This is a genomic window from Pseudomonas sp. 7SR1 (assembly GCF_900156465.1).
Classification (GTDB): Bacteria; Pseudomonadota; Gammaproteobacteria; order Pseudomonadales; family Pseudomonadaceae; genus Aquipseudomonas.
Window position 1 is genome coordinate 3706519 of the sequence record NZ_LT707064.1, and the last position, 12664, is coordinate 3719182.

The following is a 12664-nucleotide window of genomic DNA, read 5'->3' on the forward strand; positions in this document are numbered from 1 at the left end:
GTATGGCTCCGTTGGGCACCGTTTGCAGCGAGCGCCGGTAGAAGATCCAATAAATACTGGGCTTTTGACCCATTTTCAAGCATGGGGTGCTAGGGGTCGAGTGTTCGAATCACTCCGTCCCGACCATATTTTTCAATGACTTAGCCCAATCTGAAAAGGTTGGGCTTTTTCATGCCCGCAAGAAAGCGCTGCCGTTGAAGGGGCCCCAAGGGGATCAATGCAGTGCCCAGGACCTCGGCACCGGAACATGATCAAACTTCGAAATAGTCTTGATCCAGTAACGGCGATAGTCGGTCTGATCGGGTGCCAGCGGTTTTTGGGTTGACCATAGATGCCCAGACTTCAGGCTGGCGCGATAGGCTTCCCATTCTTTCTGCTCGGCGACTTCCTTGGCTTTGTGTCGGTCGTCGAACCAGCCGAGGACGTAGGGTTCGCTTTGGTCTGTGCTGTGTGCTATCAGCAAATAAATTTCTGTCATGACTGCCCGCCTCAATGCTGTAGTCCAATCGCTGCTCTTGTCATGGTATCGGCAGGTGGTTTGAGTTTTTGAGATCAAGATCCTCAATCGTCTGGTCAGGGGCGGATTGCTGGAGCAGAGCCAACGCGATTCAATTTCAGTCCATTCGTTATTCGGCCACCAACAACAATGACTGCGGCACCGCACTTTGCGGATGTTGCGGTTCCTGCAGGCTCGCCAGGCGAAAGCCTGCCATGTCCAGGGCATTGATCCAGCTGGACAGGGTACGCAGATACCACGGCATGGGTTGCCACTGCCCTTTGAATCCCGCGAAGGTTTCCTGGCGCCAGCCATCCTGGTAGTCGCCCGCGGCGGCGACCCAGGGGTGCAAGGTCTGGATCACCAGGGCGCCGCCCGGGACAAGCAATGCTTTCATGGCCGCCAGCAGGGGGATGATGTCCTGGTGCAGCAGGGCGAAGTTGGCGCAGATCAGGTCGTAATCACAGCCGATGTCCACCTTCGCCTGTGCCAGAGTGTCATAGCTGGCCAGATGTACGGGCGACGAACCGGCCGTCCGTGCGGCTTCCACCAGCGTTGCATCGCCATCCACGCCGACGGCTTCGATGGCCCGTTTGGCCAGGGCCCGCAACAGCCAGCCTTCACCGCAACCCAGGTCGAGCACTCGCTCGGGTTGACGGCTGAGCACTGCTAGCAGGATGGCCTGGTCGGTGACCTCGCGACGGCTTTCGATGGCGCCGGTGCGGACGGCTTCGATCCAGGCTTGGGCGTTGTGGTGCCAGCTGTGCAGAAGCGTGGATTCGGAGGCAGGCATGTCGGTCTCCAGAGGGGGCTGAAGACAAGCATAGGACAAGTCGCCGGCTATCCTGGCTTGTGCCACGGTTAGGGGGGAAGTACGGCGATACACGGTGGGAATGGTGACGACTTGCGTCGAGAGTCGGATGTATCGACGCCTTCGCAGGCAAGCCCGCCCCTGTGGAGGGGAGGGGGAATGCCGCTGCTTGCTGTGGCGAGCCGTCCCTGGCCCTTGGGGAAGTGCTTAGAACTTGAAGCGTCCCACCAGGTTCTTGAGCTGGCTGGAGATGTCCGTCAGGCGGCCCGAGCCGGTCTGTGCGGTGTGGGCGAATTCCTCGACCAGTTGCGCATCGGCATGGATCTGCGCGATGTGCCGGTTGATGTCCTCGGCGACCTGGTGCTGTTGTTCGGCCGCAGTGGCGATCTGGGTGTTCTGGTCGCGGATGGAGTCCACCGAGTTGCGGATCTTGTCGAAGCTGTCCCGGGCCTGCTGGATGCGCTCGACGCTGGTTTGCGACACTTGCAGGCTGCTCTGCATCTGCTGGGTCACTTCCTGGGTGCGCCGGGCGAGGTTGCCGAGCAGGCTGTCGATCTCGCCAGTGGAGTCGGCGGTGCGTCGGGCAAGTGCTCGCACCTCGTCGGCCACCACGGCGAACCCGCGACCCTGGTCGCCGGCGCGCGCGGCTTCGATGGCGGCGTTGAGGGCCAACAGGTTGGTCTGCTCGGCAATGGAGCGGATGGTGTCGAGAATCGTGTTGATGTTCTTGCTGTCCTGCTCGAGGGCCTGCATGGTCTGGGTCGACTGTTGCAGGTCTTCGCTCAGTTTCATCACGCTGCCGGTGGCCTCGCCGATGTGGTGCTGGCCATCATGCACGTCCCGGTAGCCGGTGTCCGCGCTGGAGGCGGCCTGGCTGCAGGAACGGGCCACTTCGTTGGCGGTCGCGACCATTTCGTTGAAGGCGGTGCTGACCAGCTCCACGGCCTGGCGCTGGCGCCCGGCGGCTTCGTTCATGTTCGAGGCGACTTCGCTGGTGTCGGCGGCGGCGCTCTGCAGATCGGACGATGCGCTGCCGATGCGCTGGACCAGTTGCGCGATCATGCCCAGGAACTGGTTGAACCAGCTCGCCAGGGTGGCTGTTTCGTCCTTGCCTTGCACCTTCAACTGACGGGTGAGGTCGCCTTCGCCTTCGGCGATTTCCTGCAGGCCATCGGCGACGCCGCGAATCGGCCGCACGATCATGCGGGCGAAGCTGGCACCGACGAGGGCGAAGACCCCGGCCAGCACGGCGGCTATAAGCGCGATCAACCAGGTCAGGCTCGAAGCCTGGGCCATCACTTCATCACGCTTGATCAGGCCGATGAAGCGCCAGCCCAGGCTCTTGGATGTGATCATGTTGACCATGTACGGCACGCCATCGATTTCGATCTGTGCCGAGCCATCGCTGCTCTTGGCCAGCGCGGCATAGTTGGGGCCCAGGTCAGCCAGGGGCTTGAAGTTGTGCTTGGCGTCGCTGGCATCCACCAGGACGTTGCCATTGGCCTCTACCAGCATCAGGTAGCCGCTGTCCCCCAGCTTGATGTTCTTGACCAGTTCGGTCAGTTGCTTGAGCGATACGTCGAGACCGATCACGCCGATCACATTGCCGGTGGCATCGGCCACGGTGTGAACGGTGCCGATCAACGACACATCGTCCGGCGCCCAGTAATAGGCGTCCGTACGCACGGTGGTCCCGGGCGCGGCCAGCGCCGCCTTGTACCAAGGGCGGGCCCGTGGGTCGTAATTCGAGATTTTCGGATCGTCAGGCCAACTGGCATAACCGCCATCGGCCATTCCCAGGGAGAGGTAGGCAGTGCTGGGGTGGGTCTTGGCGAATCCGTCGAAAATCTCCAGAAGCCTTTTATTGTCTTCGGTCAGAGGGATTTGGGCGGCATCGGCACCGGAGTAGTTCTTGAGACCCTTGGAGGCGACGATTCGTGGATCCTTGGCAATGTATTCGACGTTCTGGCTGATGCCGTCGAAGAAAGTCTTCATGCCATTGTCGATCTGCCGGATTTCACGGCTGCTGCTTTCCAGGAAGTTGATTTGCGCCGCGTCGCGCAGGTTCAGCACCACCAGCACCGCTACCAGGATGACCGGGAGGCAGGCAATGGTCGCGAACGCCCATGTCAGCTTCTGTTTGATGTTCATGAGTTCTCCCGCGGGTGTTATAGGTTTTTGAACGGCAGAGACAGTGGCGACGCGCGTTGGTGAGTCTTTATAGATAAAGCGCCCATGCCTACCTACAGCGTATCGACCAAAGTCGTAGGCACTTTAGATGCGCTGCTTTTTTCGAGGGGCCGGGTTTGTCCCGTATTCTGGGGATATGTCGCGGGGAGCATCGGAAATGACGCACCCGGATTACCGGGTGATGCATTTTTGCGCATCATCGCGTGAACGTGGCGAGATGATTGCCGCCGGTGTCCCTGATCCGGAAGATAGCGGCGATCGTTTCGCCTGCCTTGCACTCGCCCAGGGCGCAAGAAAAAAGCCCAGCCAGATCGTCTTTCCTTAACGAGGCCCTATGCCAAGCGCATTCGAGAGCGTACTGAAAAACAAGAACATGGCTTATCGGCCTCTCGGTTCGCCGAGTGCCGATCAGGCGCCGATACGTGTCGCGTTCGTGCTGATGGACAATTTCTCGATGATGTCTTTCACCGGCGCGGTGGATGCCCTGGTGACAGCCAACCTGATGAGCGACAGGCCCCTCTACGAGGTACTGACAGTCGGTGTGTCGGGCGCTCAGGTGACCAGCGACCTGGGGATCGTCATTTCCACCGACATCGAACTGGCGCAACTGCCGGAGGACCAGGATATCCTGATCGTCGCCGGAGGCTTTCGCGTCAAACTGCAAGGCGTGCCCTTGTTACGGCGCAAGTTGCGCGCCAATGCCGCGTCCGGGGCGATCATGGGCGGGCTGTGGAATGGCGTTTTCTTCGTCGCCGACGCCAACCTGCTGGACGGTTTCGAGTGCGCGGTCCATCCGGAAAGCCGCGCCATGATGCTGGAGGTCTTTCCCCATGTGAAAGTCTCCAGCCGGGCGTACGTGGTCGATCGGGAGCGCGTCAGTTGTGCAGGCGCGAACAGTTCCCTGCGCATGATGCTTCAGTTGATTCGCCTGACGGGTGGGCAAGCGTTGGTGGGGGCTATCGAGGAGATCCTGCGCTGCGATGAGTCGGGCGATGAAACCGATTTGCCGCCGGTCTTCGTCGAAACGGATCCGACCCTGCCGGAAAGCCTCAAGCTGGCGCTGGAGCTGATGTGGCAGAACATCGAGGAGCCGTTGACCATCGATGAGCTGGCGGCCTGCGTGAAGATCTCCAAGCGCCAGCTCGAACGACGTTTCTGTCGTTTTCTCGGGGCGACCCCGACGCGTTACTACCTGGAGCTGCGCCTGACCCGCGCGCGCCAGTTGATCCAGCAGACCAACCGATCCGTGACGGAAATCGCCGTTGCCACGGGCTTCGTCAGCTCTCCGCATTTCCAGCGGCGTTTTCGGGATTTCTTTGGCGTCCCGCCCGGCAGTTATCGTTCAACCTTCGAGCGGAAACAGGCGATGCGTTAAGCCCTGGGGGCCTGCGTATCTTCATTCGGTCGGGGCACCGGCCTTGCGGCCGGATGATCCCCTGGGCGTTCAGGCCTTGCGAGTCTTCTGAACGAGATACAGGGCAATGCAACCTGTGGCGCACATCCAGATGATCGAACCCGTTGCAGCCACGATCAATGAAGTATCGGAATCATATTCGATCATCCCCGGGACCGCGTAACCGAACCAAAGCAATGAAACAAGAATGTAAGCCAACAGCGCCATCAGGATTTCAAAAATCTTTCTTGCATGCATGAGTGTTCCCCGCCCGTCCAGACAAGGACAGGCAATTCAGGTGTCTGGTTGGGTCTTTTTCCTGTCTGCGCAGGAATAAAGGGTCTTTCAGCAGGGGCGAGTTGCCGCAAGGCCTCGCCGTCTGCTTTCAGACATCCATGTCAGGGAGCTTCGCTCTGTATCGACCTTGCAATGGATGCAAGGGCTGGCGCCGCAAGCTAGCGGCGTTGGGATCAGGTCTTGTCGTCCGGTTGCTCGTCAGCGGGCAGTTCGTCCGTTTGCGAGGCTGTCAGGGTTGCGTCTTTACAGAGCACTTGACCCACCTCATCGGCGATCGAACCATCGATGACCCGACCTTGCATCTGATCGAACTGAGCTTTCTCCAGCTCCTCAATGCTGTTGTACATCCCCATGTGACGGACATGACGCTCGGCACAATCGAGTTCCAGTTTTGTGTAGCTGGTGAAGTAGACACCCTGCCTCTGGACGATGGCCTGGATGGCGGAACCACTCCTGGCAAACGAGACAATGGCGTATCGGGCATCCGAATCATCGTAGTTGTAGGTGATCTGCTGCATATCCGCTGTCGCGTGGCACGCTACGGACAGGGTAACGAGGGACATAACCGTCTTCATGTTTCTTCCATGAAAAGAACAAGGTGATGGCCAAGTGGAATCATTCTGCTTGGCTTGCGACACTGAGTCAACATTACAGAATGATGTCACATTTGACCGTTGGTCGGACATAGTCAATTAGTAGGAACTTTTACGGATGTGTGCCTGCCTGGCGAAGCATCCGCAATACCCTTTCCCACAAGCGCCACAACGCATCGCTACAGGGAGGTCCTGGAACGATGCGCCATGTCTCATTTCAGCAAAGCTCGATTTCTACCGGGTGCCTGACTTTTTTTAGATATTTTCCTCCACACAGAGGCCAAGGCTTATGCCCTGCGGCTTATGGCATCTGCGGCAGTTCCCTCGGTTGCAGGTCGAACACCAGCACTTCGGCATCTTCGCCGTTGTTGAACGTCAGCACCTGCTCTTCACGAACCCGAACGCCATCGCCTTCCTGCAGTTGCACGCCGTTCAGCTCGACCTTGCCACGAGCCACGTGCACGTAGGCGTAGCGATCGGGCGCCAGTGTCAGGGTGGCGCTTTGCTTGCCATCGAACAGCCCGGCGTACACCCGCGCATCCTGGCGAATCTGCAGCGAGCCGTCGGTTCCTTCCGGTGAAATGATCAATTGGAGCCGGCCGCGTTTCTGCTCGGGGCTGAAATGTTGTTGCTGATAACGCGGCGTGGCGCCAGCGACGTTGGGCACGATCCAGATCTGCAGAAAATGCACCGGCTCGCTATCGCTGTGGTTGAACTCGCTGTGGGCCACGCCACTGCCCGCACTCATCAGTTGCACATCGCCTGGGCGAATGACCGAGCCCGTACCCAGGGTGTCCTTGTGCTCCAGCGCACCTTCGAGCACGTAGGAAAAGATTTCCATGTCCCGGTGTGGATGCTGGCCAAAGCCTTTGGCCGCGGCTACGCGATCGTCATTGATGACAAGCAGGTCAGAGAAGCCCTGTTCGTCGAGGTTGCGGTAGTTGGCGAAGGAAAAGGTGTGGAACGAGTTCAGCCAGCCGTGACGGGCGATACCGCGGTCCGAAGCTTTGCGAAGGGTCAGCATGGTGGTTCTCCTGATTCAGTGGGCGGGGCGGTCGTGGCCGTTCGCCGGGTTCAGGGAAAGATTAATGGTTAGTCGGTGATTCAATAAGTAGATGAAAAACGAAAGACTGTCGCCTTGGAGTGGACAATTGTTCAGGCTCGCCAACGGGCGCTTCGCTTGGCCATAATGCGCAGGGTCTGTTGTTCCTGCTACTGCTGCCGGACGATGGAACCTATTGTTTCTTTTGATTTTTTTGGCGTCTTTCTGATGAAAACCGTTGCAATGGTGCTGTTCCCGGACTTTCTGCTGCTCGATATGGCCGGGCCGCTTGAAGTGTTTTCCATCGCCAACCGTTATCTTGAACCAGACCAGCGTTACCAATTGCTCACCCTGGGAACCGAGCGCGGTGCGCTGCGGGCGTCAAACGGGGTGACAGTTCAGGCCGATATCCACATCGACCAGGCCTGGGCGGCGTATGACGTGTTGCTGGTACCCGGTGGGCCGGGCGCCTACAACCAGCAGCATCCGGGGTTGCAGACCTGGTTGAAAGCCGCGGCGCAACGGGCCACCCGCTATGGCTCCATTTGCACCGGGGCCTTTGTGCTGGGCGAGGCGGGATTGCTCGACGGCTATCGCGTCACCACCCACTGGCACTACACTGAGCGCCTGGTCCAGCGTTTCCCCAAGGCCCTGGTGGAAACCGACAGGATTTTCCTGCAGGACCGGCGCTTGATGACGTCCGGTGGGGTCACCGCGGGTATCGACCTGGCGTTGTTCATCGTCGCCCAGGACTACGGGCGCAAAGTGGCGCTGGATGTGGCCAAGGTGTTGCTGGTGGTGATGAAGCGACAGGGCGGGCAAGCGCAGTTCAGCCCGTTGGTGGCGGCAGTGGCGACACAGGAGTCGGCCATTACCCGGGTGCAGAACCATGTGATCGAGCACCTGGACGAGCCTTTTACCGTTGAGCGCATGGCCGAGCTGGCCGCCATGAGTCCCCGGCATTTCGCCCGGGTGTTTGCCCGGGACGTGAAGATGACCCCCATGGAGTTCCTGCAGGGCGCGCGCATCGACCGGGCGCGCCAGTTGCTGGAAACCAGCGACTTGCCCCTCAAGACCGTGGCTTTTCGCAGCGGTTTCGGCAGTGTGCGACACATGCGCTCCCAGTTCAGCGAAAAGCTCGGCCTGACCCCGGTGCAGTATCGCCAGCAATTCAGTTGAGCCTGCGGTGTCCGTCCAGGGCATCGTGATGTCCGTGATGCGTCCTGTGCCAGCATTGTCCTGTCGCCCACGGCTGCCAAGATAACCGGCGAACCCTTGGTAAAGGATGCGCTTGAGCCGGGGCAGACGTGTTGTCGAGTCGTAACGCCTGCCTGCACCGGTTGTCTGGCGCTGGATCGCCCATGAACAACTTCGTCAAACCGGATACCGAACCGACGGTGAGCTTCGGCCCGTTCACCTTCCACCCGCAGCAGCGACTGGTCACCTGCGAGGGCAGGTCCCTGGCGCTGGGGGGGCGAGCCTTGGACATCCTCCAGGTCCTGGTGGAGCATGCCGGCACCTATGTCGACAAACAGACCCTCATTGCACGGGTCTGGCCAGACAGTGTCGTGGAAGACATCAACCTGCGGGTGCATATCGCGGCGCTGCGCCGGGCCTTTCGCGATGGGACGGGCGCGTGTCGGTACATCCGCAACGATCCCGGGCAAGGCTATTGCTTTGCTCCCTCGCCGGTTTCAGCGTCACGGATAGAACGGCACAACCTGCCTGCGCGCCTGAGCCCGGTGCTCGGTCGAGACAGGGTGCTGGGGCAGTTGTTGGCCGAAATACCACGCCACGGCCTGACCACCGTGACCGGGCCGGGCGGCGTCGGCAAGACCACCGTGGCATTGCGGGTGGCAGAGCTGTTGCTGGGGCATCTCCATGACGGCGTCTGGTTCGTGGACCTGGACGCGCTTACGGATCCAGGCCAGGTACGAGGGTGTGTCGCCCGAACCCTGGGCCTGGCGCCCGAATCCCTTGAATGGCAATTGAAGCCCTGTCGGATGCTGTTGGTGCTCGACGGCTGCGATCGATTGCTCGATGGCTGCCGGGAACTGGTCTTGGAACTGCGCGCGGTTGCCCCCGATGTGTCGGTGCTGGTGAGCAGTCGCGAATGCCTGGACCTCGCCGATGAACATGTCGTGCAGCTGTCGGGCCTGGCGGTGACCGATGACCGCGAGGTCGAACAGGCGCTATTGGCCTGTCCGGCGGTGCAATTGCTGGTTGACCGGATTGGCGCCCGCCTGCAAGGGTTCAGGCCGAATGACCGGGAACGGAGGAGCCTCGCACGGATAGGCCAACGTCTCGATGGCTTGCCCCTGGCCCTGGAGTTGGCTGCGGCCCAGGTGGGCGTATTGGGCGTAGCGGGGGTGCTGGAACAACTGGACGACGGGCTGGCGCTGCTGAGCCATGGCCGGCGCACCGCGCTGGCTCGCCACCGCAGCCTGGAAGCCTCGCTGGATTGGAGTTTTGAGCGCCTGGGAGCGGCTGGGCAGGCAGTGCTTCTGCGCTTGGCGGTGTTCGAAGGCCCCTTCACCCTGGAGGCGGCGCTGGCGGTGATCAGTTGTCCGGAGCTGGAGGCGGCGCAAGTGGTATCACTGTTGTCGCAGTTGGTGAAACAGTCCCTGGTGATGCGCGATCGGTGTGGCGAAGAGGGTCGTTTCTTCCTGCTTCACACCACCCGCGCCTATGCCCTGGAAAAACTGCAGCGCGGCGGGCAGTGGCATCACTACCACCGGCGGTACGTGTTGCAGGAGGCCTGGGCCCCCCATTCAAGGCCCATGCCGCCGAGACATGGCTTTGAGCAACGCATCGGCCTGCACTAGATCCGGTGTCTCGAAACCCTCGCTGAAACGGCGATAAACCGGTTCGAGCAGGTTGCGCGCCGCCTGCTCCTGACCCTGGCGCAGCCATAGCCGGGCCAGGGACATGGCGCTGCGCAGCTCCCAGGCCAGGGCATGCTGCTCGCGAGCCACCTTCAAAGCTGCTTGCAGTTGTACTTCGGCCCGTTTTTCCATCGCAGGGTCCTCCTGCGCCAGCAAGGCCTGCGCGCCGGCCCGCAGGATTTCCGCCGTGCACCAGCCCGCGGTACCGTCATGGGCCCGTTCGACCTGGTCCGGGCATACCTGGTCGGCCCGCAGGGTGACGACGATATCCTGGATCAGACCGGTCGCGGCCAGGCCCGCCTGTACGGGAACACCCTCGAAGGCGTCGGCGTAGCGGTCCGCCCAGCCGTGAAACAGCATCACCGAATGCTTCTTGGCCTGGTGCCGCAACATCTGGAGCCGCTCCCGGGCGCTTGCCGGATCGCCGTTGTAGTGCTCGATCACGCAACCGGCCAGGGCCAGGGTGTAGCAGATCGAGGTGCCATGGTTGATCTGCAAGGCGATTTGCAACGCGAGGCTGGCGGTGCGCCGGGCTTTCTCGGCGAAACCTTGCAACCAGAGAATCCGCGCAAGCATGGTCAACGCGGCGACGCTCTGGTCGTATTGCACGCCGAAGCCGTGGGTGAAGCGGCTGAGGTGGCCGCTCTGGGCCAGGCGCTGGAGCACCTGCTCGGCGTCGTGCCGGGCGGCATCCTGGTTTCCGTCGAAATGCAGCGCCAGCACCCGCAGGCGCTGGGTGCTCAGGGACAGGATAGGGTCATGCATGCCCAGCCGGTCGAAATCCTCGCTCTGCTCCAGGGCTTGCCGATAGTGACCACAGCTGAGGTTGACGGCCATGTGGCCCGACACCGCCCGCAGCTCGCTGGTCAGGTCCTGGCACTGCTGTGCCAGCTGTCGGGCGGTGATGAATGCGTCGATGGTCGCGGGTGTGCCGCCTTCGGTGTGATAGCTGAAACTGCCGCGGGCCAGTTCCAGGGCGAGGGTGAGCCTTGGGCAGGGCATTGGGCTCGCCCGGAGCAATGCCAAGGCCTTGTTGACGTAAAGGCCATGTTCCTTGAGCAGCGACAATTCCTGCCAGAGAGGCAGCGTCCGGGCGGTCAGGCGAATGGCGACCGCGTGTGCGCCCTGGGGGGCCAGGCCACGGTCAAGCGCGGCGCGGATGTCGTCGCGATAGTCGGCGTAGCGGGCGATCCAGAGGCGGGTGGGGGTGTTTTCCCAATCCTTCTCGGCCTGCTCCATCAACGCCAGGCAGCGCTCCGCATGGCGAGCCTGGCTGGCGGAGAGCTCCGCGGCCTCGGCCAGTTTTTCCAAGGCATAACTGCGGGTCGTGTCCAACAGGCGATAGCGCACTTCTTCGTCGCCAAGCTCGACGTTGAGCAGCGACTTGGCGACCAACTGGCTGATGGACACCAGCACCTGATCCGGCGCGACATGGGGGCCAATGATCACGGCGGCAGCCGACGCCAGGTTGAAACTGCCCATGAACACCGCCAGCCGTCGCAGGCAGGTCTGCTCGCAGGGCGTCAGCAGTGCGAAGCTCCAGTCCAGCGTGGCGCGCAGGGTCTGCTGGCGGGGGGCGCCGCTCTCGCGGTCCTGATGGAGGAGGGCGACACTGTCATGGAGTTGCCTGTGCAGGGCGTCGAGCCCGAAGCGGCCGATCTGGGCGGCGGCCAGCTCGATGGCCAGGGGAATGCCGTCCAGTCGCTGGCAGATATCGACGACGAGGGGAACCTCCCGGTCGGTCAGCTCGAAACTCTCCAGGCTGGCCATCGCTCGCTCGGCGAACAGTTGCAACGCCGGGTATTGCAAGGCGGGGTAGCCCTCGATGGGCATCTCCCGGGGCGGGAAGGCCAGGGCGTCCAGGCGTTGCACATATTCACCTTCGGCACGCAGGTCTTCGCGACTGGTGGCCAGGATATGCAGGTGCGGCGCACCGCGCAGCAGGGTTTCGCAGAACTGCGCGACGGCGTCGATCAGGTGCTCGCAATTGTCGATCACCAGCAGCAGGTGCCGCTCCTTGAACTGGCGCACGATGACATCCAGCGCCTCCCCCCCGTAAGGCGGTAGCTCCAGCAGTGCGCACAGGTTCGGCGCGATCATGGCCGGGTCGTTGAGGGACGCCAGGTCGAGCAGGTACGTGCCGTCGCGGTAGTGACCGATCAACCGTTCGGCGACGCGCAGGGCGACGGTGGTCTTGCCGATGCCCCCCGTGCCCACCAGGGTGATGAAGCGTTTGCGCGGCAGTTGGGCCACCAGGTTTTCCAGGATCGCCTGGCGTCCGATCATCCGGTTGCGCGGCAGTGGCAGGTTATGGGTCGATGACGGATGGGGAATGGGCGCCTGGCGCTCGAACGGTTCGAAGGAGATCGGTGCCACGAAACTGTAGCCACGTTGCGCCACGGTGACGATGTAGCGCTGGCCGGCCTGGCCGTCGCCCAGGGCCTTGCGCAATGCCGCGACGTGCACCCGCAGGTTGGTGTCTTCCACCACGCTCCTGGGCCAGACACGGGCGATCAGCTGTTGTTTGCTGACCACTTGGCCGGCGTGTTCGAGCAACACCAGCAGGATCTCCACCGCCCGCCGCCCCAGGCGCAGCGGCTGGCCAGCCTCCAGCACCAGGCGCTGGCGGGGATGGACGTGGTAGGGGCCGAAATGCACGGTCTGTTCGACGGGCAGGTCGAGGTCGTGGCTCATGTTGCGCTCAATAGGTGTCTCGGTGCATGGATTTACCCGAGCATATTCCTCAGGTTTGGTTGCAAGTGCAACGGCCAAGAGGCTCTGGCTCCAGCTTTCCAACAGCGGGACCCTTGGCGCGAGAGCGCTCTGGGCGCACCACCAGGCATCGCCATTCGGGCTTTCAACACGCCGTCTTCGGAAAAATTAACAACGTTTAACTCACGCCCATGACGCCGATGGCTGGACCATCTGTCCATCTACCCACCTCAAGGAAGCATGTC

At 61.8% G+C, this 12664-nt stretch carries 11 protein-coding genes and 1 pseudogene; 4 read left to right on the forward strand and 8 right to left on the reverse strand.

Annotated elements, in window-relative coordinates:
- Positions 1-214: 214 nt before the first annotated feature.
- The 4 genes and pseudogenes from BW992_RS17010 to BW992_RS27565 form a co-directional block, all read right to left on the reverse strand.
- Entirely contained in the window at positions 215-478 is a 264-nt protein-coding gene (locus BW992_RS17010) for a hypothetical protein (protein ID WP_072392739.1), read from the reverse strand.
- 148 nt (positions 479-626) lie between these two features.
- Complete coding sequence (locus tag BW992_RS17015) at positions 627-1289, reverse strand: class I SAM-dependent methyltransferase (RefSeq protein ID WP_076406807.1); 663 nt, start codon at positions 1287-1289, stop codon at positions 627-629.
- Between the two features lie 225 nt (positions 1290-1514).
- Positions 1515-2369, reverse strand: coding sequence for a methyl-accepting chemotaxis protein (locus BW992_RS27560; protein WP_371304251.1), 855 nt, complete (start codon positions 2367-2369; stop codon positions 1515-1517).
- 54 nt (positions 2370-2423) lie between these two features.
- Positions 2424-3458, reverse strand: a pseudogene (locus BW992_RS27565) (cache domain-containing protein); the annotation flags it as partial.
- 196 nt (positions 3459-3654) lie between these two features.
- On the opposite strand from BW992_RS27565, the gene BW992_RS26960 reads away from it, so the two are divergent.
- On the forward strand, positions 3655-3822 hold the full coding sequence (locus BW992_RS26960; RefSeq protein ID WP_156682193.1) for a hypothetical protein: 168 nt from the start codon (positions 3655-3657) through the stop codon (positions 3820-3822).
- A 9-nt stretch (positions 3823-3831) separates the two neighbouring features.
- On the forward strand, positions 3832-4872 hold the full coding sequence (locus BW992_RS17025; RefSeq protein WP_072392749.1) for a GlxA family transcriptional regulator: 1041 nt from the start codon (positions 3832-3834) through the stop codon (positions 4870-4872).
- Between the two features lie 69 nt (positions 4873-4941).
- On the opposite strand, the gene BW992_RS17030 is transcribed toward BW992_RS17025, so the two are convergent.
- From BW992_RS17030 to BW992_RS17040, 3 genes are all read right to left on the reverse strand, one after another.
- A complete protein-coding gene (locus BW992_RS17030) occupies positions 4942-5148 on the reverse strand; it encodes a hypothetical protein (RefSeq protein ID WP_072458320.1) in 207 nt (68 codons plus the stop codon).
- A 212-nt stretch (positions 5149-5360) separates the two neighbouring features.
- On the reverse strand, positions 5361-5750 hold the full coding sequence (locus BW992_RS17035) for a hypothetical protein (RefSeq protein WP_231991059.1): 390 nt from the start codon (positions 5748-5750) through the stop codon (positions 5361-5363).
- Positions 5751-6081: 331 nt separating this feature from the next.
- Complete coding sequence (locus BW992_RS17040; protein WP_072392760.1) at positions 6082-6804, reverse strand: pirin family protein; 723 nt, start codon at positions 6802-6804, stop codon at positions 6082-6084.
- 246 nt (positions 6805-7050) lie between these two features.
- Here BW992_RS17040 and BW992_RS17045 point away from each other — a divergent pair, with 246 nt between their 5' ends.
- Together BW992_RS17045 and BW992_RS17050 are read left to right on the forward strand one after the other, a co-directional pair.
- Positions 7051-8001, forward strand: a complete 951-nt coding sequence (locus BW992_RS17045) for a GlxA family transcriptional regulator (protein ID WP_072392763.1) — start codon at positions 7051-7053, stop codon at positions 7999-8001.
- Between the two features lie 182 nt (positions 8002-8183).
- A complete protein-coding gene (locus BW992_RS17050) occupies positions 8184-9647 on the forward strand; it encodes an ATP-binding protein (protein ID WP_076406808.1) in 1464 nt (487 codons plus the stop codon).
- Here BW992_RS17050 and BW992_RS17055 read toward each other — a convergent pair.
- Complete coding sequence (locus tag BW992_RS17055) at positions 9594-12401, reverse strand: ATP-binding protein (RefSeq protein WP_072392768.1); 2808 nt, start codon at positions 12399-12401, stop codon at positions 9594-9596. The genes BW992_RS17050 and BW992_RS17055 overlap by 54 nt on opposite strands.
- Positions 12402-12664: the final 263 nt, after the last annotated feature.